Source organism: [Clostridium] innocuum (assembly GCA_012317185.1).
Classification (GTDB): domain Bacteria; phylum Bacillota_I; class Bacilli_A; order Erysipelotrichales; family Erysipelotrichaceae; genus Clostridium_AQ; species Clostridium_AQ innocuum.
The window spans coordinates 347502-373495 of sequence record CP048838.1 but is presented as its reverse complement, the minus strand read 5'-3'; the positions used below and the strand labels follow the sequence as shown (position 1 = coordinate 373495).

26 protein-coding genes and 1 pseudogene are annotated in these 25994 nt (G+C 42.9%); 6 read left to right on the top strand and 21 right to left on the bottom strand.

Annotated features, from left to right (window positions below):
- Positions 1 to 40 precede the first annotated feature (40 nt).
- The 3 genes from G4D54_01905 to G4D54_01895 all read right to left on the bottom strand — a co-directional run bounded on the left by G4D54_01905 (position 41) and on the right by G4D54_01895 (position 2995).
- Positions 41 to 1267: a hypothetical protein gene (locus G4D54_01905; protein ID QJA01257.1), complete on the bottom strand. Its 1227-nt coding sequence runs from the start codon at positions 1265 to 1267 to the stop codon at positions 41 to 43.
- Positions 1264 to 1752 carry a sigma-70 family RNA polymerase sigma factor gene (locus tag G4D54_01900; protein ID QJA01256.1) on the bottom strand — a complete coding sequence of 163 codons (489 nt, stop codon included), beginning with the start codon at positions 1750 to 1752 and terminating at the stop codon, positions 1264 to 1266. Before G4D54_01900 ends, G4D54_01905 begins: the two co-directional genes overlap by 4 nt.
- Before the next feature lie 64 nt (positions 1753 to 1816).
- The gene (locus G4D54_01895; protein ID QJA01255.1) at positions 1817 to 2995 is read right to left on the bottom strand and encodes a hypothetical protein; all 1179 of its coding nucleotides are present in this window, start codon (positions 2993 to 2995) and stop codon (positions 1817 to 1819) included.
- Between the two features lie 217 nt (positions 2996 to 3212).
- Between G4D54_01895 and G4D54_01890 the strand changes: the two genes are divergently transcribed.
- Together G4D54_01890 and G4D54_01885 are read left to right on the top strand one after the other, a co-directional pair.
- Positions 3213 to 3701 carry an Lrp/AsnC family transcriptional regulator gene (locus tag G4D54_01890; protein ID QJA01254.1) on the top strand — a complete coding sequence of 163 codons (489 nt, stop codon included), beginning with the start codon at positions 3213 to 3215 and terminating at the stop codon, positions 3699 to 3701.
- Positions 3701 to 4870 carry an aminotransferase class I/II-fold pyridoxal phosphate-dependent enzyme gene (locus G4D54_01885; GenBank protein QJA01253.1) on the top strand — a complete coding sequence of 390 codons (1170 nt, stop codon included), beginning with the start codon at positions 3701 to 3703 and terminating at the stop codon, positions 4868 to 4870. The genes G4D54_01890 and G4D54_01885 overlap by 1 nt, the downstream gene beginning before the upstream one ends.
- A gap of 183 nt (positions 4871 to 5053) precedes the next feature.
- Here G4D54_01885 and G4D54_01880 read toward each other — a convergent pair whose 3' ends face one another.
- A complete protein-coding gene (locus tag G4D54_01880; protein ID QJA01252.1) occupies positions 5054 to 5950 on the bottom strand; it encodes a hypothetical protein in 897 nt (298 codons plus the stop codon).
- Positions 5951 to 6001: 51 nt separating this feature from the next.
- A complete protein-coding gene (locus G4D54_01875; GenBank protein QJA01251.1) occupies positions 6002 to 7378 on the bottom strand; it encodes an MATE family efflux transporter in 1377 nt (458 codons plus the stop codon).
- Positions 7379 to 7796: 418 nt separating this feature from the next.
- Between G4D54_01875 and G4D54_01870 the strand changes: the two genes are divergently transcribed.
- Entirely contained in the window at positions 7797 to 9284 is a 1488-nt protein-coding gene (locus G4D54_01870) for a transcription antiterminator (GenBank protein ID QJA01250.1), read from the top strand.
- Positions 9285 to 9322: 38 nt separating this feature from the next.
- Here G4D54_01870 and G4D54_01865 read toward each other — a convergent pair whose 3' ends face one another.
- Positions 9323 to 10138, bottom strand: coding sequence for an HAD family phosphatase (locus tag G4D54_01865; protein ID QJA01249.1), 816 nt, complete (start codon positions 10136 to 10138; stop codon positions 9323 to 9325).
- Entirely contained in the window at positions 10131 to 11249 is a 1119-nt protein-coding gene (locus G4D54_01860; protein QJA01248.1) for an iron-containing alcohol dehydrogenase, read from the bottom strand. Before G4D54_01860 ends, G4D54_01865 begins: the two co-directional genes overlap by 8 nt.
- Positions 11250 to 11452: 203 nt before the next feature.
- Here G4D54_01860 and G4D54_01855 point away from each other — a divergent pair, with 203 nt between their 5' ends.
- Positions 11453 to 12085: a transaldolase gene (locus tag G4D54_01855; protein ID QJA01247.1), complete on the top strand. Its 633-nt coding sequence runs from the start codon at positions 11453 to 11455 to the stop codon at positions 12083 to 12085.
- Positions 12086 to 12272: 187 nt separating this feature from the next.
- On the opposite strand, the gene G4D54_01850 is transcribed toward G4D54_01855, so the two are convergent.
- From G4D54_01850 to G4D54_01790, 13 genes and pseudogenes are all read right to left on the bottom strand, one after another.
- Positions 12273 to 12896 carry a dihydroxyacetone kinase subunit L gene (locus tag G4D54_01850; protein QJA01246.1) on the bottom strand — a complete coding sequence of 208 codons (624 nt, stop codon included), beginning with the start codon at positions 12894 to 12896 and terminating at the stop codon, positions 12273 to 12275.
- An 11-nt stretch (positions 12897 to 12907) separates the two neighbouring features.
- Complete coding sequence (locus tag G4D54_01845; protein QJA01245.1) at positions 12908 to 13894, bottom strand: dihydroxyacetone kinase subunit DhaK; 987 nt, start codon at positions 13892 to 13894, stop codon at positions 12908 to 12910.
- Positions 13875 to 14507 carry a histidine phosphatase family protein gene (locus G4D54_01840; GenBank protein QJA01244.1) on the bottom strand — a complete coding sequence of 211 codons (633 nt, stop codon included), beginning with the start codon at positions 14505 to 14507 and terminating at the stop codon, positions 13875 to 13877. Before G4D54_01840 ends, G4D54_01845 begins: the two co-directional genes overlap by 20 nt.
- A 1-nt stretch (position 14508) precedes the next feature.
- Positions 14509 to 15177, bottom strand: coding sequence for a class II aldolase/adducin family protein (locus G4D54_01835; GenBank protein ID QJA01243.1), 669 nt, complete (start codon positions 15175 to 15177; stop codon positions 14509 to 14511).
- Positions 15171 to 17249 (bottom strand): BglG family transcription antiterminator, encoded by a 2079-nt coding sequence (locus tag G4D54_01830; GenBank protein ID QJA01242.1) that lies wholly within the window; start codon positions 17247 to 17249, stop codon positions 15171 to 15173. The genes G4D54_01835 and G4D54_01830 overlap by 7 nt, the downstream gene beginning before the upstream one ends.
- A 76-nt stretch (positions 17250 to 17325) precedes the next feature.
- Positions 17326 to 18324, bottom strand: a complete 999-nt coding sequence (locus G4D54_01825; protein QJA01241.1) for a dihydroxyacetone kinase subunit DhaK — start codon at positions 18322 to 18324, stop codon at positions 17326 to 17328.
- On the bottom strand, positions 18308 to 18979 hold the full coding sequence (dhaL, locus tag G4D54_01820) for a dihydroxyacetone kinase subunit L (GenBank protein ID QJA01240.1): 672 nt from the start codon (positions 18977 to 18979) through the stop codon (positions 18308 to 18310). Before dhaL ends, G4D54_01825 begins: the two co-directional genes overlap by 17 nt.
- 2 nt (positions 18980 to 18981) lie before the next feature.
- Positions 18982 to 20361, bottom strand: a complete 1380-nt coding sequence (locus G4D54_01815) for a PTS galactitol transporter subunit IIC (GenBank protein ID QJA01239.1) — start codon at positions 20359 to 20361, stop codon at positions 18982 to 18984.
- Positions 20362 to 20393: 32 nt separating this feature from the next.
- On the bottom strand, positions 20394 to 20678 hold the full coding sequence (locus G4D54_01810) for a PTS sugar transporter subunit IIB (GenBank protein QJA01238.1): 285 nt from the start codon (positions 20676 to 20678) through the stop codon (positions 20394 to 20396).
- 12 nt (positions 20679 to 20690) lie between these two features.
- Complete coding sequence (locus G4D54_01805; protein ID QJA01237.1) at positions 20691 to 20975, bottom strand: PTS sugar transporter subunit IIB; 285 nt, start codon at positions 20973 to 20975, stop codon at positions 20691 to 20693.
- The gene (locus G4D54_01800; GenBank protein QJA01236.1) at positions 20975 to 21439 is read right to left on the bottom strand and encodes a PTS sugar transporter subunit IIA; all 465 of its coding nucleotides are present in this window, start codon (positions 21437 to 21439) and stop codon (positions 20975 to 20977) included. The genes G4D54_01805 and G4D54_01800 overlap by 1 nt, the downstream gene beginning before the upstream one ends.
- A 405-nt stretch (positions 21440 to 21844) precedes the next feature.
- Positions 21845 to 22438: a thymidine kinase gene (locus tag G4D54_01795; GenBank protein QJA01235.1), complete on the bottom strand. Its 594-nt coding sequence runs from the start codon at positions 22436 to 22438 to the stop codon at positions 21845 to 21847.
- 623 nt (positions 22439 to 23061) lie between these two features.
- Positions 23062 to 23721, bottom strand: a pseudogene (locus G4D54_01790) (transposase).
- On the opposite strand from G4D54_01790, the gene G4D54_01785 reads away from it, so the two are divergent.
- Positions 23722 to 23946 (top strand): hypothetical protein, encoded by a 225-nt coding sequence (locus G4D54_01785; protein QJA01234.1) that lies wholly within the window; start codon positions 23722 to 23724, stop codon positions 23944 to 23946.
- A 376-nt stretch (positions 23947 to 24322) separates the two neighbouring features.
- Here the strand turns inward: G4D54_01785 and rpmE are convergent, their stop codons facing one another.
- Positions 24323 to 24526, bottom strand: a complete 204-nt coding sequence (gene rpmE, locus G4D54_01780; GenBank protein ID QJA01233.1) for a 50S ribosomal protein L31 — start codon at positions 24524 to 24526, stop codon at positions 24323 to 24325.
- Positions 24527 to 24888: 362 nt separating this feature from the next.
- Here rpmE and G4D54_01775 point away from each other — a divergent pair, with 362 nt between their 5' ends.
- On the top strand, positions 24889 to 25836 hold the full coding sequence (locus G4D54_01775; protein QJA01232.1) for a hypothetical protein: 948 nt from the start codon (positions 24889 to 24891) through the stop codon (positions 25834 to 25836).
- The last annotated feature ends 158 nt before the right edge of the window (positions 25837 to 25994 follow it).

Below are 25994 nucleotides of genomic sequence, written 5' to 3'. Positions count from 1 at the left end.
TTATCTCTGTGTATTCCAAACCAGTCTGCTTTTTATATTATCAATCCTTAAAATACCAGTGATTGTCCTCTAACGTACGTAAATCCTGTGGATATAGGGCCGGTACTTCCAATAAAACCGTCTTTGATGTTCCTGCATCCCATGTATAAAAGCGATACACCGGTATAACATATGGCAGATAAGAGACATATCCTTCCTTTCTTCCGCCATAGGACAGCTCCACATGTAAAAATTCAAGTTCACCAATAGAAAATTCAGAAGGCTCCAGCGTGCTGTAAAACCCTCCCTGACGCATTACCTGTTCTGCCTCTTTCCTGCTCATGATAGTAAAATCCTGCAGCTGCTCCAAATTTTTATCATATGGAAAACTCAGATAATATACACCATCTCCCGCATTTGTTAGTGTGGCACCCTCTTTTACCTGATACAGCAGGCTCTTTTTATCATCATCCTCTGCCTGAAAGATTTCCGTTTCGCAAATCATTGTTCCATTTCCCATACTGATATTACAGCTCGTTTGAATATCTCCTCTTTGAAAGGAGAACAGCTCAGGATATGTCTTTATCAGCTCTTCTGCAATCTTTTGCTGTTGTGCTCTTGTACCTTCCTTCTTATCTGTATGCAAAACAAGGCGCAATTCCCCGTCTCCATCTGCCATAATATCTGTGATGTTAAGTATTTTCGATGTTTTTTTCTTAATTATCTGAAACAGCTCTTCCGCTTTCTTTTTCTGCTTCTGCATTTCTTTTTCCGGGATAGAGTCCAAATTCGCTCCATTACCATACTGTTTTCTGAAAACAGGTAGGGTGCTTTGTATATCCAGGCGATCCTTCTCATACGGCATTTCTTTTATTTTTTTCTTTTGTATGAAAGCCTTATCCGTAACCCCCATCCCTCCTATCATATACGTCTTTGTCTGCGGCTCATAGGTTTCCTTTGGTATCACACGATCCTGTGCTGATCCGGTTTTACTTTCCTTTGCCTGTTCCTGCACCGTACCCGGTACAGCTTCATCCGCTGCTTTATTTTTTTCTATGCTGTTCGCAATCTGCGCGGCGTTTTCCGGCTGCTGTGATAGTGCATTCCTATCATATACATTGAAGCAGATAACAATAACGACACACAGGGCTGTACAGCCATAGATGAAGCGCAGCTGCTGTTTCTGACGGCGCTGTGGATGTTCCTGCTTTGCTGCTGCATTACGTATCCTTTGCTTCAGCTCCTCACTCATATGTATCTGATTCAGCTCCTCACGATATTTTCTCATTGCTTGTCACCCTCTTCCAGTCTGTTTTTCAGCTGCTTTCTTGCCCGATGCAGCCATGTCAGAATCGTCGCCTCTTTCCTTTGCAGTATATCCGCAATCATAGCGACGCTCAGCTCCTCATAATAAAACAAATAAATAACATTGCGATACTTTACAGGCAGCTGCATGACCTCATACAGCAAACCGAAATCTGTATTCTCTTTCACTTTGGCCAGATTTTCCTGCAGCTCCACCGTTTTGCGAAGCCGCTGGTATTTCCAGTAATCCTTGCAAATGTTAACAGTAACCCGTAGTATCCATGCCTTTTCATGGGTTGTTGATGTAAACTGCGGCTTCTTCTTCAGAATACGCAGAAAGACGTCCTGTGCAACATCCTGCGCATCTGCGATATTCCCCATATTCTGCTGGGCAACCCGATACACCATATCGCCATAAACCTCCAGCAGCTCATCCAGATCCCCGCACAGCTGTTCCCTTTCATCCATAAGTTTTCTCCTTCATGTGTAAAACGATCAGCATCCGCATAACATTTCATAAATTCCAATTTCACTATTGAAAATGCACTGCGGTAACTTTCAGCCTATCTTTGGCTTTTCCTATGACTGCGTGCAGACTATACGGCAGCTTATCCGTATGCACACCCCGTTCTATCCAATCTGCCACTTTTATATGACTGCAATACATTTTAATTTCCTGATATTCATATTTTAAAGCATATGTTAATACCGCCTTACTTGCAAGAATTTCTCCTCCGACAGCACCTATCTTCTTCATCTTTTCATTTTCATGTATTATATTTTTCATTTTCATCACGATGCCATCCTTTGAAGCAATTATCCAAAATGCATAAAACCTGCGGGTATCCGCATGAAACCCTCCACATACATACCCCGCAAGACTTCCATTCATGATGGTTTTGTTCTCATACTGCAGACTTTGATTCACACGATAACAAAAATCATTCCAAAGCTCATTTATGGATGCTGTGGAAGCTGCGAAACAGCTGTCTGCCAAGTAATCGAGAAAAAAATCCTCCGCCTGTGCATAGGAAGAAAACACCCTGCCAAAAGCATTGGAGTACCCTATTATATTACGTTCATAGTCATTGACGGTATCGTATATACCAGGCTTATATCCTCTTAAGACAACATAATATTTCCGTTGGTCTTGCATGCTTGTAACATTTACATAATTTCTGCGTATTTCCATATATTTTTTTAAATGCCAGTAAAGCTCACAGCCCATTTTTCTACCATACTGTTTTATACAGTGAAGATAGATAGCTTTGAAATCTGAACAGGAATTACCGATCTGATCGTATTCAAAATCAAAGAGAGCGTGATAGATGGTATCCCTCAGAATTATCCTTTTTCTGATATCCGCTACATACATCCAGTATTCACACAGTGCCTGAAAGCCTTTATCCCCGCTTATAACTGCGATATCCTGTTGCATCCCCTGTCCGCATAGCTCTCCTATTTTTGAAGCGATATAAAAATCCAGCGCATTCTTTCCCCTTTTATACAGGACGACAGATTGAATGGAAATGCCTTTTTCAGCTGCTTCCCTTAATTTACCGTTTTCAACATTTTCTTTATCCCCCATATTATAAAACACGAATATTCTATCATCCTTCTTGAGCATTTCTATACCATATAGACCTTCTTCATGCACATTCTCATAATCTATCATATACCACATTGCCTGCTCTCCCTTCAATTCAATCATATGTTTGCCCGTCATTTTTTTATTATATCAGAATTTGTACTGCTATAAGCTTTACATTCCTGGATTTATAGTGTAAAACACATCAATATAGCTGCTGCCTCTATTCAAACATCATTTGAATTTGTGATAAGATTCGCAATACATCAACTTTTCACCTTTTTGTTTACTTCATAAGCATCTCGGTTTAAAATATAAGTATTATGCGAGGTGATAAAGGATGAAAAAAGAATTATTGCTGTCATTGCTGGAAACAAACGCAAGATACTCCACCAGAGATTTGGCGGATGTATTGCTGGAGGATGAGGAAAGTGTCATCCACACTATGAGTGATCTGGAAAAGAAAAAGGTCATTTGTGGCTACCATACAATTATCAACTGGGAAAAGACCAATAAGGATAAGGTCATGGCACTGATTGAGGTGGATGTTACACCGGAGCGTGATTTCGGCTACGATCGCGTTGCCAAAAACATCTACCGCTATCCGGAAGTCGATACCATGTATCTGATGAGTGGAAAGAGTGAATTTATTGTCATTATCTATGGAAGAACCATGCAGGAAATATCTAACTTTGTCGGTGCCAAGCTGGCAACAACAGAAAATGTCGTTTCCACATCTACCTTTTTCGTGCTAAAGGAGTATAAGGTCAACGGTATTGTTCTGGATGAAGAGGAAAAACCGAGTGAACGACTGGTGGTGACACCATAATGTATGAGAAATTTTTAAGTAAGCACGTACAAACCATCAAGCCAAGCGGCATTCGAAAGTATTTTGACCTTGCCAGTGAAATGGAGGGTGTGATTTCTCTGGGGGTAGGAGAACCGGATTTTGACACACCGTGGCATATTCGTGAGGCTGCCATATATTCCATAGAAAGTGGAAAAACACACTATACAGCAAATCAGGGCCTTTTGGAGCTGCGTGAGGAAATCTGTCTTTACCAGAAGCGCCGGTTCCAGCTGGATTATGACCCTGTGGATAATGTCATTGTCACGGTAGGCGGTAGTGAAGCCATCGATATTGCCATGCGTGCCATTGTAAATCCCGGGGATGAGGTCATTTTGATGGAGCCAAGCTATGTAGCCTATACACCGAGTGTTGAGCTGACCGGCGCAGTACCGGTGCATATTAAGCTGGAGCACGAGGATCAGTTCAAGCTGACCCCGGAGAAGCTGAAAGCCGCAATTACACCAAAGACCAAAGCAATTCTGATGAATTTTCCGAGCAATCCGACCGGCGGTGTGATGACGAGGGAGGACTATGCAAAGCTTGTTCCCATACTGAAGGAGAATGAAATTATCGTAATCAGTGATGAAATCTATGCAGAGCTTACCTATGACGGTACCTTCTGTTCACCTGCGAATTTCAATGAAATCAAGGATCAGGTTATCATCATCAGTGGATTTTCCAAGGCGTATGCCATGACCGGCTGGCGGCTTGGCTATGTTCTTGCGAACAAGACCTTTACGGATGCGATGAATAAGATTCATCAGTATATCATCATGTCCGCTCCGACAGCTGCACAATACGGTGCCATTGATGCCATGCGCAACGGTGATATCCATGTCGCAGAAATGCGGGAATCGTATATGACAAGAAGAAATTTCATTACGAAGGGCTTCAACCGCATTGGCCTTCCAACACACCTGCCACACGGCGCCTTTTATATCTTCCCGGATATTCGCGGTACCGGTTTAACCAGTGATGAATTCTGTGTTCAGCTGCTCGAGGATCAGCGTGTAGCCTGTGTACCAGGCACTGCGTTCGGCGATGCAGGCGAGGGCTTTATTCGTGTATCCTATGCCTACAGTATCGACCATATCCGTGAGGCTATTGAGCGCATTGATCTTTTCATGGATAAATTCCGGCAGAAATAAATTTACAGACCTTCTGCATGCATAACGAGGCATGTTTATGCTTAAACACTGAAAGACTCAGACAATCCTTATAGGAAGGATAAAGCCTGAGTCTTTTTATTTATCTAAGTTTTTTCTTACGGTATGTTTATCAGCGGAATCAAGCTTTACAAAAGTCTGCCGTAATGCCCTGTTTCTTATGCATTACAGCTCCAGCTGTTCGATTTCCTTTTTCTCGACTACCCTCATGCATGTTTCTCCTGCAAGCGGAGCCTCCAGACGATCGATGAGAAATTTTACATTGGCAAATGCCGTTCTGCGATACTCCATCAACGGCTTCACATATCTTCGAAATACATCCCTGGAAAAGAACTCCTCTGCCTGTTTATCGCTGCCATAGCTTAGATTCCATGCGGTAAGTGCCAGCTCCAGAAAGCTGTTTTTCTGATCCTGACCTGCATTCCACAATATAGCGTTTAAAGGATTCAGAAAATCGGAGAAAAGCTCCTCCTTCTTTTCCTGCATATTGCGCTCCAGCACCGAGAAGGAAGCTGTCTCATGCTCTGAAAGCAGCGCACCTTTTTCCATAGCAATACTGCGATATTCCTCAAAAAGCTCTATTACGAAGGATAGATCCGCAATTGCCTGCGTGTTTCCGATACTGTCGAGGATGAAATGATTTTTATATGGCAGGATGGCATACTGCACCATGCAGGGTAGTGTCTGATTGCGCAGCAGGAAGCTCAAAGAATCTGTAATCCCCTTTACGCCATACAGCGTTCTGCCCCTGCGATCCATTACAAAGGTATATTCCTGCTCATACATCATGACATACAGCTGCTGCTTACGACAGCCTTGAAACCTTGCAATACAGGCAGCGTCCTCTTTCGGCAGCTGAGGATGAAGCTTGAGGTATTGTGAAATGAGACGCCTGCTTGACTGTTCATTGCGGAACACGATCGTACTCCCCACATGGCACAGATGCTCCATATTGTCCATGGTTACTTTTGCCTTCTTATTCTTTGTCCGATATGCGTACAGGAACAGTCCGCTGAGCAGATTGATGACATGCTTTGCCTCCTGTGCAGGTAAATGATCCATACGAATTTCTCCCTTACTTTTTATATGTATATAGTAGCATACTTTCAAGCATTATGCGCCGCTTATTTCACATTCCTGTTCCCTGCGGACAAGGACATGAATCCATTTCTTGGAGCGGAAGCGCCATAGTGTAACCATAGCCTTTACCAGCTCATCACTGAAGGACAGTGCAACAACCCAGTGAAGCGGCAGCCTCCAGACAGCAGCCGCAAGAAAGGACATGGGGATTGCGACACACCATATACCGATCAAATCACAGAACATACAGAACTTCGTATCGCCTCCGGAGCGCAGAATCCCGCATATATGTACATATGACATCATTTTCGGTGTGGTATACAGCGCATAGGCGATCAATGTAAGATTCAGCATCTGGCTTGTGGCAGCATCATAATTGTAGATATCGATAATCCTGCCTTTCATAAGAAGCAGGGCTGCTGTCATAACCAGGCAGAAGCCGATATTGATTCCAATGAAGACTCTTCCATACGAATACGCCAGCTTTGTATGATTTCTTCCCAGCTCATTCCCGATCATGACAGCACAGGCATTCCCCAGTCCGAAAAACACGCATTGAAACAGGTCATTGATTACACTTGCCACCTGCACAACGGCAACTGCACTCGTTCCCAGCAGACCGTACGCTATAAAGCAGACCGTCGTTCCGATACTCCATGCACTTTCACTCATAGCCACCGGAAGAGCAGTTTTCACTACACGCTTCATCAGTGGTACATCCAGTCTGCGAATGGTCGCACCGTCAACTGCCAGCGGATGGTCTTCACTGAAATAAACATAGCCCAGGATTAGCAGCATTTCCACAAATCTTGCGGTCAACGTAGCGATAGCAGCACCCTCAACGCCCAGCCTCGGCAGATGAAAATTGCCGAATATCAGTCCGTAATTCAATACGGTATTGACGGTTATCGCCAGGACGCTGGCAAGGGTAGGTACCTTCAGATTATGAATGGCACGCGAATTAAAGCTCATAAGAAAAGAGAATGCAGTCATGAGATACGTAAAACAGGTTATACGCAGATAGGAGGCACCGATTGCCACAACATCCGGTTCTCTTACAAACAGATGCAGAATCTGCGGTGCAAACACCAGCGCCAGCCCAACGGTAAACAGGGCAAGGAAAAATCCGATGCGCATTTCGATTGCAATCACCTTGCGGATATTTTCTACATCGCGGATTCCCCAGTACTGGGATACATAAATACTCGAGCCGCTGTAAATCCCAAAACAGATAATGGAGAATATAAAGTATACCTTATTTGCCGCCCCTACAGCTGCCAGCTCACCCACACCGATACTTCCAATCATGAAGGTATCGATCATATTCAGACTCAATGAAATAATCTGCTGTAAAACAATCGGCAGTCCGATTGTCAGAAGCAGCCGTACAAAAACCTTTCCGTCTATCATGCTATCACCTCAAACTGTGAGTAATTTTACCATACTTTTATGCTGGCAGGCAATGATGCTTATAAGCATAGGAGCGCTTTTTGTAAGAATTAAAAAAGAAAAACCGTTTCGACAGGCTGCTGATATATGTGATGGAAACCTGATGCCGCAGGGCTTTCCTTTTTGCTTCATGTAAGCTTTTGCGTTTGAAAAAAGGACGGCGCAGCGTCCTTTTTCATGTATCATGCTCAGACTTCATGATACAGCGACATCTGTAAACAAAGGATGTCAATCGCCATGGGATGATAACATCATTCCTGACATCTTTATTATACCGCAGAATCATGAAAACACCTACGTACAATTTACCGCAATAATACGGTAATTTTGGACGAAGCTGTCCTTTTTAAATTGTGCTATACTGATGATGTGATGAACTATGAAACCTTATTTTTTATATCCGGTACTGGAGCAGCTGATCGTCTCTCCCTTTTGCACAACCTTTCAGCTGGCGAAACAGGTCGGACTGTCTGAAAAAACCGTACGGACGTATCTGAAGCAGGCAGATGCTTTACTAGCCGCATTCTCATTGACGCTTACACGAAAACCCGGATGCGGAATAACACTTTCCGGAAGCAGGGAAAATATGATGAAGCTGCAAACTTATCTGCTTGATGAAAAAACGCGCTGTCCTCTTATATTGCCAAGGGAGCGTGTCAGCTACATCCTTTACAGTCTGCTTCGCTTTTCACGTCCACTGCGCATGTTTCAGCTGGAGGAAACACTCCATATATCTCGCAGCTCTCTGTATGCAGACATACGAAAGGCTGAGCAATGGCTGCGGACCTATCAGCTGTCCATCTCCCATACAAGAAGTGGTATACAGATATTGCAAGGAGAAAAGCGCATTCGCAAAGCATTGGCACAGCTGGTTAACGAGCTGCATGAAGCCCGTACCATAACCTTCCACAAGCCGCTGAATGATTTTGTTGAAGCATGCTTTTCAGACAATACCGTAAAAAGGAACATCCTGCTTTATATCCGTCAGTTCGAAGTATGCAGCTTTTTACAGCTGAATCAGGCGGATAAGGAATATGTCAGTGTGTTGTATTATATTGCACTGGATCGTATATCCAGAGGAAATCATGTGCATATGCACAGTCCAAATCCATTGCAAAAGACGGCGCTGTTTCAACAGTTGATGCACCTACGCAAAGAAATAGAACATCATCTGCAGCAGACAATTCCCGAGGAAGAGCTTTCCTATGCCTTATCTGTCCTTCTGACATTGAAGAACACCAATACCGGTTTATTGCAAACGCCGGAAATACAGGCAGCCTGCAAAGAAATCCTGCGGCGGTTCACACCGCCGATTTATGCACGTTACCCTAAAATCGACAGTGATACGTTTGAAAAGCGGCTCTTTCAGCATTTATCGAATGTTCTGGAAAAATCCGTCTATTATTATGAATATGACAATCCGCTGAAGGATGCTATGAAAGCTAAATTTCCGATTCCCTACCAAATGGCTTCCTCCATGAAAGAGATTGTACAGGATATCTGCGGCCTGCAGCTTCCGGAGGATGAAATATCCTACATCACCCTTCATATAGCTGCTGCTTTGCAATACACACTGCAGCCGCTGGAGGCAGTCTTTTTATACGAGCATCGCTACAGTGAGCTTATTTTTTCCTTACGGCTGCTGCAAACGCATATCCAGGAGGTGAAAATCCAACGTGTAATACGATGGCAGGAGGTTAGCGAGCCGGATAGTTGGATGCATTATCCTGTCATATTTTCCACCTTTCCCCTTACCGTACCGCCATCTGTTCACTGGTATCAGATTCCCATGCTGCCGGATCAGACATTTCTACAACGGCTGCGGGATGATATCCAGAGTTTGTTCAATCATCAGAATCATTTCTAAACCACAGAAAAAGGGACTGTACATGCAGCCCCTTTTTCTCATAAAATATACCGCTGTATTGCTTTAGCAACCCCGTCATCCATGTAATCTGCAGTTACAATATCGCAGGATGCCTGAATTTCCTCAGCAGCATTTGCCATGGCTACAGTAAGTCCCGCTTCCGCAAACATGGGAAGGTCATTCATGGCATCACCGAAAGCCATAAATTCCTCCTTCTTCAAATGCAGGGATTGCAGTACAGCTTTTATAGCATTCCCTTTATGAACACCACCGGCAGTGATATCAAAGCTGATAGGCTGATAATCGGTTACCGTGATGTTTTCTATACATTCTATCTGTTTTCTGGCTTTTAATAGCCGATCCGTCTGCATATCATAGACCAGTATCTTCGCAATATCATGAGTATGGTGCTTCAGCTCTTCCCAACTCATGCCGGTAAAGGATGTTACCTGAACATCTGCCGGCAGCTGATTATTTATATGATCGTAGAGAAATCTCTCATCATAAGGCTCATGCGTAAAGAATTCGTGCTTCCCCTTGAAAAAGGCACGTGCGTGTGCATGCTCCTTCAGCACATCAATAATCTGATACAGGACATGCGGCTCTATCGTATGCATGATACACTTCGTCCCTATTTCGTATATCGCTCCGTTAGAGGAAATCACCCTTACGGATGGATGAATTTTTTCCGCAATCATCCTTGTAAAGCAGTAAGGACGTCCGCTGATCAGATATATCTGAATGTTTTGTTTTATACATTCCTGCAATGCACTAATATTTTCATCACTTACCGAGTTGTCCCTTCTCAGCAGGGTTCCATCCAGATCAAGACCTATGAGGCGAATTTCAGGCATAGGAGTCTTTCAGAATAGCCTCCAGCTCCTCTCTGCTTCCGAATGGCAGATGATCCAGAACTGGAGATGCCAGAATTTCCTGAAAGTCTTCCTCACTGACTCCGAAATCCTTCAGCTTCTTGTGAAGCCCGATTGTTTCCAGGAATTCAATCATTGCCGTATATAAATCGTCACTGCCAAACAGCTTTGCGACATCCGCAAAACGCTCCTTGTTTTTATCTGCCATATGCTGAATGAAGGCAGGGAAAACGACAGCCAGTGCTTCCCCGTGCGGCAGATGTACAATTCCGCCAATAATTTCAGAGAGCGGATGCGGTGCACTTGCACCGGAATTAGCCAGTGCGCGGCCAGCCAGTGTGTCGGCAAGACACATGTTTGTACGGAATTCCAGATTCTGCGGATCTTCCAGTACATGTGGCAGATGATCAATCACCAGTCGCATTGCCTCCATGGAATCCATTGCGCTGTAAGGAGATGCATTGGCATTGATGTAGCTCTCAAACGCATGGGTAAACGCATCAAAGCCGGTAGCGGCACTCATGCGCTTTGGCAGGGTCAGCATCAGCTGCGGGTCCAGAATCGTTTCCTGTGAAAAGTTATCCGGATGAAAGAATGTGATTTTCTCTTTTCCTCTTGTGATGACAGCCGCCTGTGTTACCTGAGAACCGGTTCCTGAGGTTGTCGGTACACTCAGCAGGGGCAGGTGTTTTTCACTGTAGGAAGGATAATATGCAAACGGTGAGCTGTATTCGTTAAACAGATGATCCCAGTCAATCGACTCTTTACCATTCGCAAATGCAATCGCCTTTGCTGTGTCAATCGAGCTTCCGCCCCCGACTGCCAATACAAAATCGGCAGGCTGCTCCTTCAGCATGGCAAATCCCTGTTCTACGATTTCCACACTTGGATTGGGTTCTACCTTATCAAAATGAATAACGCTGATACCTTCCGCATCCAGCAGTTTCTTCACACGTTCATATAACGGCTGCAGGGGAGCATCCGGTGTTGTTACAAGAAAACAGGTCTTTCCATAGCCTCTGCAAACATGCCCCAGCTCATTCAGCTGACCTGCACCGAAATGAATCTTTGTAGGCTGATAATAATGAAACATAATACATACCTCCTCTTTACAGCTTCATTATACGTGTTTTTTCACCGCTGTATAGAACACAACTATACAGAGTGCTTCCATAATGATACGGAAAAAAATACAGGGAGATATTTACCGCATCCTTATGGAAACAAAGGTTGCATGATGAAGGCCCTAATATGCACAGATTTTGTATACTTAAGAAAAAGAAGAGGAGTGATGGTATGCTGTATCTGATTGACAGCGGAAATGCACAGGAAATAGAAGAGGCTTTGATGCTGGGCGCAAGAGGTGTAACAGCCAACACAAGTATGTATCGCAAAAACGATATCCGTCTGCATGATTTTGTTAACGGCTATTCAAACAGGGAGCTTGATTTCCTAAGTGGAGAGGTCATCGGAACCTATGAGGAAATTCTGCAGCAGACAGAGGAGCTTCTTGCCCTATACAATGAGATCGTTATTAAAATCAATTTTTCAAAGGATGGTCTGCATCTTGCAGACACGCTGCATAAACGTGGAGTTAAAACGGCAATGACACTGATTTTCACCATGGGACAGGCTGTGGCAGCCATCAATGCCCATGTGGATTATCTGTTTTTCTTTATCGGAAGAAACGAGGAGTACGGAAGTGATGCCATGCGTATTCTCAGCAATATTCAGGAAATGATAGCAGCTAAGAGATATCCGGTGAAAACCGTTGCCGCATCCATCAAGAATCTGGCACAGCTGGAGAAGCTGGCAGCAATGAAGGTGGACTATGCCGCGATTCCATACACATTGTATATGAAATCACTTGAGCATCCGTTAACCGATAGCGGAGCACGTACCTTCGAGGATGATTTTTATCTACGATAAAGGAAATGTAGAAAATCCGTTTGTCTATCTACTATAAGAAGGACTGTCATCATATAGACACAGTCCTTTTCTTTGTTTCCTATCCGAATTTCAGTCTGCGTCTTCCCTTGCTACTTTATGCACCGATCACGCAGGCATGACGTATACTATCTGGCTATCTGCATTCAGAAATAGTTAGCCACCATTGCTATTTAACGGATTTCACAAATGCCTTCATCATCAGCATAGCAACGCAGGCCCCCGGATCTTTCAGCGAACGGCTCAGTTCTCCTCTGGTAGCCGCCCTGCCATGAACCGCCAGCATGGTAGCAGTATTTTCATAGCCTGCACATGCTGCCTCATATGCTTTTTGTGCGAAGCTTTCCAGGCTCTCATGGTTTTCTAGGCTGCTTCTCATACTCTGTACAGCAGGGTCAATACCATCAAGGAACGTTTTTTCGTTTATGTTTGCTTTTCCTCTGTGCATCACACCAGCTTCATATGCCTGAAAGAACTGTGCTATATGGTTCAGATCGAGCTCACAGACACCCTTTAACGCTTTCCCCGCCTGCATAAATCCACTTGCCATCAGGGTACCCATTGTAGAGGGTACGGCAACAGACATCGCTTTTCCTGCCATATATAATAGCTTGCCTGCATCTGTTTCATCGCTTTTGCGTACAGCCTCCGCAGCAGCCTGAAAACCGTCACTCATCGTTAAGCCGAGATCCCCGTCTCCCACGATACTATCCTGTTCAATTAAGAACTCTCTATTCTCCTGCATAACCTCTGCAAAACAGTTTAACAGGCTTTTTATATATTTAACATCCATATTAAATTCTCCTACAGCTGTTTAAAGAACGGGGTATTTGCCGGATAATCAATCAGCTCTGTAAGCTCTTCGTCAAGCTTCAGTAAGGATATGGATACTCCTGCCATTTCCAGTGAGGTTGCATATTCCCCCACATAATAGCGGTGAACAGCTATTCCTTTATCCATGAGAAGCTGATTGATTTTTCTCGTTACGATATATTGTTCATCCAGTGGAGTCGCCCCCAGACCATTTACAAGTACCGCAACACGATCGCCAGGTGCATAAGGAAGATCTTCTATTATCTGATCAGCTGTTTCAATCTTTCCTCTGCGAATACCCGTTTCTCCATGAATTCCCATTCCGATTTCCATTTCATCCTCTTCGATATGAAAACCGGCATGCCCGACACGGGGGACGACACAGGATGTTAAAGCAACACCCAGCGTCCTTGTGTTCCAGCTTGCTTTTCTTGCAATGCGTGTCACAGTGTCAAGGCTCATCATTTTATCAGCAGCTGCTCCGGCACATTTATAAACAAAGAAAATACCTGCAACACCCCGCCTTGTTGTCTTCTCGTCCTGCGAAAGCGGTCCGATACTAGCGACGTCATCTGCACCAAGCACTGTTTCCACACGAATTCCATCCTCAAAATCCGCCATTTCTGCCGCCATATCAAAATTAAATATATCCCCATTGTAATTTCCGTAAATATAGAGAACTCCGGCACCTGAATCAATCTCTTTTGTGATTGCATGCATCTGTTCAGCGCTTGGAGACTGAAAGACATCGCCTACACTGCAGCCGTCCAGCATACCGTCACCTACATATCCCAGAAACAAAGGCAGATGTCCGCTTCCTCCACCGGTTGCGATTCCCACCTTCCCTGCTTTTTTTGTTTTGGTAACCAGACATTGCGGATCATCATTTACATATGTCAATTGATTTTGATGAGCGATATAGATCCCTTCCAGCATCTCCGATAGATACTTATTCGGGTCATTGATAATCTTTTTCATAATAGCCTCCCTTTGTAACATATTCTGTTGAGTTGATGCATTCTACCGTGTACCTTCCCTTATGATAGCCGATAATTGTCACACTGCAATTTCCAAACCTCACTTCATTCCTCAGACATTCTTCATAAACTTCCTTATCCGCAGTATGCAGAGCAGCCAGTATGGAAATTCCATGACTCACACATAGAATATTCCCATGTCCCCCTTTATTCTCTTCCAATATTTGTCTCATTGTCTGATGGATTCGCTGGCAGACATCCTCCAGATTTTCTCCACCGGCAGCCTTCCATGGAAACTGAATTCTCTGTAGATAGGTTTCACATCCGGCAAATGTATTGGCCTTGGTTTCAAAGGTACCGAAATTCATTTCCTTCAGACCCCTGCACATGGTTATCTCCATATTTCTTTTTCCCCGTATATAACAGGCAGTATCATAAGCGCGTTCACTTGTTGATGAATATATCTTCTCAAACGGTGTATTTGCCAGTCCTCTTCCCAAAGCCTTTCCCTGTGCGATTCCCTTTTCCGTCAACGGAGTATCCGACCATCCCTGCAGCGTATGCCATATATTGGATAGTGTTTCCCCATGGCGCACAAAATAGAAATACATCATATCACTGCTTCGGGAATTTGATTTCTTTTGGGTATTCCCATTTCTGTAATTCTTCCTGAGCGAATGATTTTGGTTCCTTGCCCTGTAAAACAGTAACTGCATTATAATAAAGCTGTGCCAGTTCCTCAATATAAGCGGCCTTCAAAAAGGCTTCATAAATATCCTGAGAATCAAAGGCTACAGCGCCATGACTTTCCATCAAAAAGCTTTCAGCTTCCATGCATGCATCAACCACACTGTTTGCCAGCTCCATCGTCCCCGGTCTTCCATAAGGCGCCACCGGCACGCGTCCCTTTGTAAGTCCCATATTTGCGACTTCATATACGATAGCAGGAATCGGCTTATTTAATAATGCAAACGTAGTTGCATACATAGAATGGGTATGTGCAATAGCATTCGCATCCTTTCTGGTCTTATAAATGGTAATGTGCATCAGCGATTCACTTGTCGGTTTTAAACCGGACAGGTTTTCAATTACATTGGCCTCCAAATCCATCACGATCATATCTCTTGGAGTCAGCAGCTCACGATCCACACTTGTCGGTGTAATAACAATATAGCCGCTTTTCACATCACGGGCTGAGAAATTCCCTGATTTATGCTTGCATAATCCATCACGCTGTGCTCTTTTCGCAATCTCACATACATCTTTTTTTAAATTCTCTAACATACCTCGTACCTTTCTTTAGATATTATATCTAATATTTCCGAAATGGAGTCTGTAGACTTCATCCGATTAAAATCTTCTTCATTTTCTACGATATCAATCAGTGCATACAGCGCCTTTAAATGAATTTCACGATTTGGTGTTGCCATAACGACAACGATAACAGCTTCCATATAACCATTAAAGCAAATACTTTCCGGCAGCTTTAGAAGGGACATGCCCAATGCATTAACCCCCTCCTCTACACTTGCATGTGCCAGCAGCAGACCATCCGCAATCGTCCAGATCGGTTTATCATATTTGACGCTGTAAATCATATTTTCTATATATTTCGTTGTAATACAGCCATTTCTCAGCAATGGTTCCGATGCAGTTTGAATAGCTTCCATCCAGGTTAGTTCATGCCCTGCTATATGCACGGTTTCCGGTGTTAACAGATCATGAAGATTGTTTGTGTCCATTTGATGGCAATGCTCTGTCAGAACCATTTCCTGCGTGGTTTCACCAAGATAGCTTTTTAATGCCGTCAACAGTCCTTTACGGTCCTTTACATCCACATATTTACCAATAACATGAAGTAGACTTGCTGAGTTAACCTCATAAATAGTTTTATTCAAAAGCTCGTTGAACACCTTTTTGCGAAGATTATGCAAATCGTTATCATCCATAATCGGCTTTACCAGAAATTGTGGTACCGCTGTATCAAGATGAACGGTAGCAAATACAACATCATATTCCTTATGGTATTCGTAAAACTGCCGTGAGGATAAAGAACAAAGAAATTCAAGCTCAGGGAATGCCTCCTTCAGCTTCAGAAACAGAAAATTGGAAATGGAAATACCATTGGTACAAACGACAATAGCTCTTCTTTTTTTCTCAAGAAAATCCAGTGTTCCTTCCTTTGTCATCCACCCGCCAAACAGGATGGTGATATACGCCATTTCCTCTTGCGGAATAAGAATATGGAACATCTCCTCAAACGGCACCATTGCATGTCTTGTGATTTCAAATAGATAGGAATGATGAGGAAGTATCATATTGAGAATATTGCCTTCGATATGATACTGATAGCGTATTCTGTAAAGGGCCGGTTTCAGATGCTGAATCAGAGCATCCAGCAGGGCCTTACGATCCTGAAAACGAATACAGACGAGATTTTCAAAATTCTCAAGTGTCTTCTCTGCCGCTTCCGCCAGTTCCTTTTCAAATTTCTTACTGCGGCTGTCTTCAAAATTAACACTTGATATCTGAAACTGTGATACCAGATATAATTTATCCATTGTATTCTGGATATCATATTTAGCGAAGATATTCATAATAGAGCCATATTCACTGGTACCTGCAATATGCTGATAATCCTCCGGAAGCACATCCAAAAATTTCTGAGCCTCGATTCGAATAAGAATGAAATATAGGATAAAGGGAATCTCCCGTATCCGTTCATCGGTATAACGTACTTTCAAGGTTTTTTCTACTTCCTCTACATCGGCACAAAGCATCCGGATCCGTTCCTCATCAATTTCAAGTATGGAAAGCAGAATAGATTCTCCGCTCAGCAACGGCAGGATGCTTTGAATCATGCGAATCATCAACGTACGCTTTTCATATTCCTTGCCAACCAGATAATATCCCTTGGAACGATCATACCATAGCTTCAAATCGAATTCCTGTAAAATCACCGTCTGCAGTTTTTTCAAATCATTCAAAACCGTATTCTTGCTAATCCTCAGGATCGAGGTGAAATGGTTAATACTGAGCTCCTCTTTATGCTGCAAGAGAATCAGGGCAATCAAGTAAAGACGCTCTTTTTCTATAAATACATACGCACCTTCATCAAAGGTGAACTGATTTGTTTTATAGGAATTGATAACATTATGGGGTATGATAAATTTCCCCGTCCGCATTCTTCCGATTTCTTCAAATCCATTTTCCTTCAGATAAAAATTTATCTTCGCTAAAGAATAACTAAGCTGTTTTCGTGACAATCCTGCTTCTTTTTCCAGTTGAGAACCACTGATCGTCGGATTATTTACAAGCAGTTTTAAAATATTCAAGCCTCTTTCATCCAACGACATTGCGATTCCTCCTTATAAATAACGTGATCAGCAGGGCAGCATCATCCTCTACTGATCCGCACAGCTTTCTCAAATTTCATTTTATAGTGATTGCCGGTGTATCAACAGGAAAATCCAGCAATTCTTTAAATTCTTCCTTCATACGCATCACCGTCAGCGCAGCTCCACTCATCTCCAACGAGGTTACATAATCACCTACAAAGGAGCGATAGACTGAAATATCGCGTTCTGTAAAATAATTCTCTATCTCATCATAAAGAACATAAAGCTCCATAATTGGCGTTCCGCCCAGCCCGGATACGATGACAGATATTTCTTCTCCATGCTTCAGCTTTAAATCTGCTTCTATTTTCTCACAGAGTACCGCGGCGATTTCTATTGCGCTTTTCAATGATTCTACAATCAGCCCGGGCTCACCATGATGTCCGATACCATATTCCATGGTACCTTCCTGAATCTCAAAATTAGCATGACCGACAGCAGGTATTGAGCAGGGGGTCAGCCCTACACACAAGCTTCTGGTTTCATTTACAGCAGCCTGTGCTGCATCGATCACTTCATCCAGCGTACCGCCAAGCTCTGCCTTTGCACACCCGATTTTCCACATGAACAGACTTCCTGCAATTCCATGACGCTTCTCTTTTTCATCCAACGGTGCGCTTGCAATATCATCATTGGCCGTAACATAGCGTACATTTACCTGCTGCATTGCCGCCATTTGTACTGCCATTTTCACATTCATATTATCGCCGGCATAATTGCCAAACAGACAGGCAACGCCTGCACCGGTATCAGCCTCTAAAAATGCCTGATGAAACGCAGTGGCAGGGGGAGAAGAAAATACTTCTCCTACTGCTACAGCATCCAGCATGTGTTCGCCGACATAACCAAGAAAACATGGCTCATGACCGCTTCCCCCTCCACTTACGATTCCTACCTTATGCTTCCTTTGCCGGTTTTTCACAACTACATGATCGTTCTTTTCACTGATATGAAGGATATCCTTATGACATTTCACATACCCCTTTAACATATCATCTACAATCATGTCCGGATCGTTAACAAATCGCTGCATCTCCAGTCTCCTTTCGTGAAGCTTTTTCCAACGCTATTATCGTTGAGCAGAATGTCTGCAGAATCAGGCAGCAGGAGGTTGCCCCTGCATCCTGATGACCGATTGATTTTTCTTTCAGACGTGATGCTCTGCCTAATTTAGCCTGCATATCACAGGTCGCCTGCATCCCCTCTTCTGCAGCCTGTGAGCAGGCTGTAAGAGCAGCGCATGTATCCTGTGTTTTTTCAAAGACTGATGCATACGCTGAAACAGCAGGAGCAAGGACATCTACCAATGTTTTATCTCCTGGCTTAGCCGGTGAGATCATCTGAATATTGTCATAGGCCTGCTTCAGCATCTTTTCAATGATTGCACCGTTAATGTATTCTGCATTTCCCAATGCGGCCTGCATTCCCATAAAAATTGAACCGTAGAGAGGCCCCATGGATCCTCCTATTTTTTCCATAAGCACACAGGAAAGCGTGCACAGCGCTTCACTTAATGTCTCGTTTTTTTCCACCTGTGACTTTGCGATCGTTACTCCTTTATTCATATTGATACCATGATCGCCATCACCGATTGCACCATCTATTTCACTTAGGTAATCCTTATGCTTTTGTATTGTATCTATGATATTCAATACGATAAGCTTACCTTCTTTATTAGTAAAAGACATGCCTACTCACCTGCTGCTTTTGCATTACCATCCTTCGCCTCGGCAAGCTTGTTTTCTTTGCTTAATGCGCGGTAGTAGAATGCATAGCAGGTAACCCATACAAACAATACGATAATCGGAATCCAGTTGCCGTTGATCACATCAAATACCTGTGAAATTGCATACGTGAATACCGGCCCGTCAATCGAGGAATTGGAAATCATTTCGCCGGCCTTCAATGCTACCGCACCGGTTGTGTTTGCAAGGTCTGTGATAAAGGGAGCAAATGCAGTACCTACCCACAGGAACGCAGGAACTCCAAGTGTGCATAAAATAAGCATTCTCGGAAGATTTCCCTTTGTTACAAGATAAGCAGGAACAGCAAGTGCTATATTGATGATTCCTGCAAACGGCAGTATCGCATTACCCGGTAAAAGCATTGCACAGATCAAGGTTACCGGAACAGACCAGATGACTGCCAGCCATATTTCATTGGAACCGCCAAGGAAAGGCCAGTCAAGACCGACAAGCAGTGTTCTTCCCTTGAATTTTTTATTCATAAAGTCAGATACCGCTTCACTGATTGGTGACAGCGCCTGCATAAAATATTTTGTGATGACCGGGAACAGTGTTAAGGCTGCGGCACACTGAATAGCAAGCGTCAGTGTTTCTGCGACAGGATATTGAGCAAGCAAACCGAAGATAACGCCCAGAATAAACCCCAATACATGATTCTCAGCAAAGATACCAACTTTATCCTTTAATGCAGCCGCATCAAATTTTTTGTTAAATGCAGGTATCTTTTTCAACAGGCAGTCAATCGGATACATCAACGCTCCAAACAGGACCATCTTATGTGTACAGGTTACGCCTGGAATACCGGATAATTCTTCAATTCTGCGCTGGTGCACATCCGCTGTTTTTAATTCAAATACAATCTGTATGGCGGCTACCAGAAATGCCAGCGGTACGCTGCCGGTAATTGCCACAACGCCAACCGCTGTAAAAATTTTACCCCAGACATTCCATAAGTCCGCATTGAATGTATTTGTTTTTTTAATAACCAGCATGATTATATTGATGACAATCATGAGTGGAAACATTAGGAACGCATATGGCCAGGACCAAGAAATGGTTGACATTGTGGTCCAGCCACCATCTACGATTGGCAGAGATATCCCTGTATTTTTCAGCATCGCTTCCGCAGCCGGTGAAATTGCCCCCGTCATAAAATTGATCAGCATCGTCATCCCGGTAAACGCTACCCCGAGTGTAATACCTGCGGATATTGCATCCTTCAATTTCATTCTAACAATCAAACCGGCAATGATAATGATAATAGGAACAAAGATTGCTGCGCCTAAGCTTAATAGATAATTAACAACATCTGATAAAATTTCCATTATATTTCCCTTCTTTCTCTTCCTTCAAAGTTCTATTTTCCGTTGTTTATTGCCTCAATCAATTTACTCAGTTCCGCATCCTGATTCATGCCTGTCAAAAATGCGATTCCGTTGATTACAGGGATTGGGTATTCCTTTGTGACCTTTGTTATTGTGATATATGCTGCAGCATCTACAAGGTAACGGTCTACCGATTTTAAATCTACGGCATCTACCTTTGCATCAACGTTTTTTTCCTTCAGCAAACGATTTACCTTTGATGCCACTGTTTGACTTGTAGCTACTCCGCTTCCGCAAGCCACGATTACTTTTTTCATAATGTTCTCCTTCTACCTGTTTTTTATGATTTTGATAAGTTCTTGAAACGCTTCTTCTTTATGCTCTCCTGAGAGAAAAGCAAGTCCGTTAACAGTAGGAATTCCATAATCCATATGACTATTTGTAATATCGATATAGGCAAGAGCTCCATGAAGCTCTCTTTGTAAAGAGCGCAGGTTCACTGCCTCCACCCTGACATTGGTGATATTCTCTTTTTCCAGCATGCGATTGATACGAAAAGCCACTGTTTGAGAGGTTGCAACCCCATTCCCACAAGCAACGATTACTTTTTTCATTAGAGTCCTTCCATTTGCTTCACTATTTCCAGAAATTCTTCCTTTGTTGCGGCCTTCAGCAAGCTTTCCATCGTGTCCTCGTTCTGAAAGTTCTGCAGCAGCAGCTGTAGAATTTCCACATGTCCCTCTTCTCTTTTAAAGCCCAGAAGAAACACAATTTGTACCGAAAGGATGCTGTCATTGTTCGCCATTTCACACCAGCTGATTGCATTTTTCAAACGAACAGGTGCAATAAACTGCTTCACGATGTTGATGGGATCGGAATGCGGTATTGCAACCGGATAAGGCTTTACCGGCAATGCGGTAGGATAATCCTGTTCCCGTTTTTTTATGGCTGATAGAAATTGTTCTGTTACATAGCCCAGATCCTTAGCCTTTTTGCTCATGACTTCAAAAAACTCATCTGTACTTCTCACATCTAAATCAAGTTCACAAAGCTCATCACAGATCAATGTATCATTCATCTTATCAAACCTCCTTTTGTTAAAGGAAAATCATATTTGCGCGCAAGCTCTTCCTTACAAAATAAGTATATTTTATAGAAACCGTTTTCACAAGAATTGTTAGGTACTATGTTTGGATATACATTTGCACATCACTATGATGAGCATTCACGTTGTGCAAAAAATAAAACGATTCTCTTTGAATGAGATACCAGCAAGTACGAAAGTACATTCACCGGCAATGATGAAATGCCGGCACATAGCTTTTAATTGGAAATTTACAGGAAGTCTATATTCTGAATAGATAAAAGCAATAGGACATGCGTGTGAAACATAAAAGAGCCACGCATTAGCCCATACCTTATGAGGATATTAAAAAAAGCAGATATATCCGATTCGACGTATCTGCTTTAAGTAAATCTCTGTTTATTTATGGATCAAAGGCTTCCCCGGCACCTCATGGCAATGACGGCATCTTGCCTCGTACTGCTCACTTGCTCCCACCAGAATGATTGGATCATCGTAGCGGGCGGCTCTGCCGTCAATCAGCCGCTGGCTTCTTGTGGCAGGTGCTCCGCATATTGTACACACCGCTGTCAGTTTTGTAACGAATTCCGCATGTGTAAACAGCTGCGGCATGACACTGAACGGCTCCCCGCGAAAATCCATGTCCAGCCCGGCAACCATGACACGCTTTCCATGATCTGCAAAATAATCGCATATCTCTACAATCTCTGCATCGAAAAACTGTACCTCATCGATTGCAATTACATCATAGCTGTCATCTATGTAATCAAAAATCTCATGTGCACGGTTTATCACAAAGCTTTTTGCCGTGCTTCCGCAATGCGATACAACACATTCCTCACTGTAGCGATCGTCGATTTTCGGTTTAAATACGGCGATTTTCTTTTTCGCATATTCCAGTACCTTGATCCGGCGAATCAGCTCCTCTGTCTTTCCTGCAAACATACAGCCGGATATTACCTCCAGCCATCCTTCCTTATACTGCTGATACATAACGACACTCCTCACTAACATTACGATTTGTATTATATCATAAAGTGATTCCGGTATGTGCAATTTACATCTGTTACTTAACTTTCATTTTCTTTCATCCTATATCTCAGCTTTTAGGTAAACCTTTATCCACTTCCTGTAATTCAGAAAATATAATACCTGTGAACTACCGCCAGCTATAGAGCAAGCGGCTTCTAATGGATGCCTGCGCATTCATCAAAACATTTTGTTCGTGTTCAGATACACGTAACTGGTACGTTCACAGTACCTCTACTCCATCGCTCTCGCTTTGGCATACATGGATATACTTTTCGTATGATATTGCTTGCTCCATTGATATCGGCATTCATTAGAATGCCGTTTTTACTTCTGTACAATCCTCGCTTGATTCTTTTCCCTGTGAAGGTATGCGTTACATCATTTCCATAGACTGGTATTTGATCCTCGTCAATGGAACTAGCCTTCGATTGTATTGCTTCTTCACAGACTACGACTCTGATTCCTGCCGCTTCTCCTTTATATTTGATCATTTCGATCAGCGTATGAAACGGTATCTGCACAAATGTCTGATTGTTCTTCTTCCCCATATGGATACGCTTCTTCCAACCCGCATTATTTCCTACGACGATAACTTCGATTCCTTCCTCCACACATAGATCTATTATTTTTCTTGATGCTTTGTGCAGGATATCCTTTACACGTCGATTTCGCTTTTCGCTGATACGTTTCATTCGTTTTGTTTGATGGATCCCTTTGCTATCCTTCTTTCCAGTTCTTAGCAGTGAGCGATAATGTGCAATCTGTTTGTTATAGAATTGATTGACTGCCTTTATTTCATTTCCTTTTATCAGCACAGGGTGGTGCCCACTCGTAAACGCAATCGCTGTCAGATTATCGACACCAATATCTATACCGGCTACTCTGGTTGCCTCATGGATTGTAATTGTCGGTTCCTTGATTTCTATCTCGCATACGATTTCAAGCTTGATAGTATCTCCATTGGGAATCAGACGTACTTCCTTCAGCTTCTGTTCATGCAGGTCCATCTTACCAAGATCATATCGGTCACGTACACACCCTGCCTGCAGCATTGCCTTAGGAAACTTTACATACCAACCATGTTTGTCTTTTCTCAGTTTGCATATTTGATTGGTAAAGATCAAGGGTTTATAACCGTTTTTATCTGCATATCGAGGGATATGAGGGATTGCTTCATATTTGTCAGGATGTGCTTTGTAACCCGCTAAAGCAGCAAAAAAGCTTTTCCAGTCACGATACAGCATATGCAAAACATTCTGATTAGCCTGCGCAGGAAGAGCACGGTAATCGATCTGGTTACGCAATTTAAAAAAAACATCCAGATGCTGCATGGAAACAAAGCGATGTTCATGATCAATGATGTGGAATGGTGTGCTATGATGCTTTTGACGTATGACATTCAATTCATCAACGACACCATTGAGTTCTTCCAGGACCTGTATCTCATGTGGAAAGCGATCCTCATTTGATTTGATGGAAGCACTGTACGCATTTCTTATATAGAACGAAGCAACGTTGTACAGATTTTTAGCACGATGTGTAAGAGCAGAAAAGCCGGGGGTTTTGCGGGTGATTAGCAGATAGGATACTAGAATATGTGCGATATGATTTCATGAAGGAAAACCTCCTTTTGTTGACATCATTATACCACGAACGCGAGAAAAATTTAAGAAACGATTCGTGAAAAATAGAAAGAAAACAAGGATGAATAGAAATATGGCTGCATTCACGCCCGCAGGGTGTACAGAGTATCCCCCACCTGTTCATCGACCACTGAGGTGGGGGTATTCTGCCTGCTTTTTAGATAAAAGAAAAGAGGCATATGCCCCTTTTCCACTGTAGTTGTTATTTAAGTCCGTATTTTTTGTTGAATTTTTCAATACGTCCCTGTGCAGCAGCGAATCTCTGACGTCCTGTATAGAAAGGATGGCAGTTTGAACAAGTATCAACACGCAACTCTTTGCTGGTTGAACCAGTTTCAAATTCAGCTCCACAAGAAGTACATTTTACCATAATACGGTGGTACTCTGGATGAATTCCTTTTTTCATTTTAACTCTCCTTCCGCCTTAAACCTCAGGTGGGTTTAAAGTAAGTGCTATACAATTATAGCAATAAGTTTCTGCGAAAGCAATAGGTTTTTAGTAAATTCACATAAGAAATACATGAAATATTTCGTGTGAGACATTGCGAATCGCAGGACCATCAGATGATTTTCATTTACTGTTTGAAAATAAAAAATCGTATTGCATATTGCTAAGGAAATCCTTTAAAAGCAATGCCAGTATAGTTAAATTCCTTTTAACGTGAAAAATAACAAATTTTATCAATCATTCGTGGATTTTTTAGGAATTTGACAGATTCCATACGTATAGAAGGAGTAAGGAACCCTTACAGAATGGAGGACATATAAATGTCAAATGCAAGGAATCAACTCAACTACAGTAACGATCTATTTTTTAAGTACGCCCTTTCCCGTGAGGATGAAGGCTCTGTGTACGCCCGCAACACCATCATTGAACGTGTTACCGGAATCAAGGTAAAGGAAAGCACCGTCCTCAATCCGAATCTGGATCCGGGCATCATCGGAAAGAAGCGCATCATTCTGGATGTGCATGTAAAGGATGAACAAAATCGTCATTTCAATATCGAGATGCAGACGACCTGTAGGGGAATAGCGGAAATGATGCGCTTTGAATTTTACGGTGCCAGAGCATTGAACAATCAGCTGAAAAGCGGTGAGTTTTATGATCAATTAAAGCCGGTTTATCAAATTATCTTCATTGATGAGTATGCATGGAACAACAGAAATCTGATCAATCAGTATCAGATGCGCAATGAGCAGGGAGAGAATGAAAGCTACTATCCACTCATCCTTCGCACCTTTGTTCATATGCCGGCAATTAATGACATCGTAAAGGAGAAGGAAATGCAGAGGCTGAATGACTTTGAACAGCTGGTATACCTGTTTGAAAATAATGAAAAAAATGATATACTGAAGTCAAAGGAAAGGCTGGTGAAGGTATTCATGGACAAGTACGAGGAAATGCGGAAGGATGATGAGCTGTGGTCAACCGCAATGGCGATTCAAATGGGAGAAGCACGTTACCGCAACGGCTTGCGTGACAGCTTTGAAGAGGGAAAAGCTGCCGGAAAAATGGAAGGAAAGATAGAAGGTAAGCTGGAAGGAGAGAGGCAGCTCTTACACAGACAGATGCAAATCAAGTTTCATGAGGATTGCGCAATGTGGCTACAGGCATTAACTGAGGAACAAATGCATATAGTATCCACATTGGTTCTGGAATGTGATACCTTCGAGTCTGTAAAAAAACGAATAAGCAAGTCCGACACGACGATATAAGCTGTCATTTGTAAGCAACGCCTTTTAACACCTCTCCATACATACATTGTGTGTTACTGTTTTAGATGTACAACGCAAAAAGGCTCTCTGCACACATAAGTGCTGAGAGCCTTTTGCTTACTATAAGAGGTATCGCAATCCCCTTGCGAATTGTGTAC

What these genes read in the sequence shown, in the direction of transcription:
- G4D54_01905 (QJA01257.1), bottom strand. Translation starts at nt 1,267, where the DNA reads ATGAGAAAATATCGTGAGGAGCTGAATCAGATACATATGAGTGAGGAG.
- G4D54_01900 (QJA01256.1), bottom strand. Translation starts at nt 1,752, where the DNA reads ATGGATGAAAGGGAACAGCTGTGCGGGGATCTGGATGAGCTGCTGGAG.
- G4D54_01895 (QJA01255.1), bottom strand. Translation starts at nt 2,995, where the DNA reads ATGATTGAATTGAAGGGAGAGCAGGCAATGTGGTATATGATAGATTAT.
- G4D54_01890 (QJA01254.1), top strand. Translation starts at nt 3,213, where the DNA reads ATGAAAAAAGAATTATTGCTGTCATTGCTGGAAACAAACGCAAGATAC.
- G4D54_01885 (QJA01253.1), top strand. Translation starts at nt 3,701, where the DNA reads ATGTATGAGAAATTTTTAAGTAAGCACGTACAAACCATCAAGCCAAGC.
- G4D54_01880 (QJA01252.1), bottom strand. Translation starts at nt 5,950, where the DNA reads ATGGATCATTTACCTGCACAGGAGGCAAAGCATGTCATCAATCTGCTC.
- G4D54_01875 (QJA01251.1), bottom strand. Translation starts at nt 7,378, where the DNA reads ATGATAGACGGAAAGGTTTTTGTACGGCTGCTTCTGACAATCGGACTG.
- G4D54_01870 (QJA01250.1), top strand. Translation starts at nt 7,797, where the DNA reads ATGAAACCTTATTTTTTATATCCGGTACTGGAGCAGCTGATCGTCTCT.
- G4D54_01865 (QJA01249.1), bottom strand. Translation starts at nt 10,138, where the DNA reads ATGCCTGAAATTCGCCTCATAGGTCTTGATCTGGATGGAACCCTGCTG.
- G4D54_01860 (QJA01248.1), bottom strand. Translation starts at nt 11,249, where the DNA reads ATGTTTCATTATTATCAGCCTACAAAGATTCATTTCGGTGCAGGTCAG.
- G4D54_01855 (QJA01247.1), top strand. Translation starts at nt 11,453, where the DNA reads ATGCTGTATCTGATTGACAGCGGAAATGCACAGGAAATAGAAGAGGCT.
- G4D54_01850 (QJA01246.1), bottom strand. Translation starts at nt 12,896, where the DNA reads ATGGATGTTAAATATATAAAAAGCCTGTTAAACTGTTTTGCAGAGGTT.
- G4D54_01845 (QJA01245.1), bottom strand. Translation starts at nt 13,894, where the DNA reads ATGAAAAAGATTATCAATGACCCGAATAAGTATCTATCGGAGATGCTG.
- G4D54_01840 (QJA01244.1), bottom strand. Translation starts at nt 14,507, where the DNA reads ATGATGTATTTCTATTTTGTGCGCCATGGGGAAACACTATCCAATATA.
- G4D54_01835 (QJA01243.1), bottom strand. Translation starts at nt 15,177, where the DNA reads ATGTTAGAGAATTTAAAAAAAGATGTATGTGAGATTGCGAAAAGAGCA.
- G4D54_01830 (QJA01242.1), bottom strand. Translation starts at nt 17,249, where the DNA reads ATGTCGTTGGATGAAAGAGGCTTGAATATTTTAAAACTGCTTGTAAAT.
- G4D54_01825 (QJA01241.1), bottom strand. Translation starts at nt 18,324, where the DNA reads ATGCAGCGATTTGTTAACGATCCGGACATGATTGTAGATGATATGTTA.
- dhaL (QJA01240.1), bottom strand. Translation starts at nt 18,979, where the DNA reads ATGTCTTTTACTAATAAAGAAGGTAAGCTTATCGTATTGAATATCATA.
- G4D54_01815 (QJA01239.1), bottom strand. Translation starts at nt 20,361, where the DNA reads ATGGAAATTTTATCAGATGTTGTTAATTATCTATTAAGCTTAGGCGCA.
- G4D54_01810 (QJA01238.1), bottom strand. Translation starts at nt 20,678, where the DNA reads ATGAAAAAAGTAATCGTGGCTTGCGGAAGCGGAGTAGCTACAAGTCAA.
- G4D54_01805 (QJA01237.1), bottom strand. Translation starts at nt 20,975, where the DNA reads ATGAAAAAAGTAATCGTTGCTTGTGGGAATGGGGTTGCAACCTCTCAA.
- G4D54_01800 (QJA01236.1), bottom strand. Translation starts at nt 21,439, where the DNA reads ATGAATGATACATTGATCTGTGATGAGCTTTGTGAACTTGATTTAGAT.
- G4D54_01795 (QJA01235.1), bottom strand. Translation starts at nt 22,438, where the DNA reads ATGTATCAGCAGTATAAGGAAGGATGGCTGGAGGTAATATCCGGCTGT.
- G4D54_01785 (QJA01234.1), top strand. Translation starts at nt 23,722, where the DNA reads ATGCAAAACATTCTGATTAGCCTGCGCAGGAAGAGCACGGTAATCGAT.
- rpmE (QJA01233.1), bottom strand. Translation starts at nt 24,526, where the DNA reads ATGAAAAAAGGAATTCATCCAGAGTACCACCGTATTATGGTAAAATGT.
- G4D54_01775 (QJA01232.1), top strand. Translation starts at nt 24,889, where the DNA reads ATGTCAAATGCAAGGAATCAACTCAACTACAGTAACGATCTATTTTTT.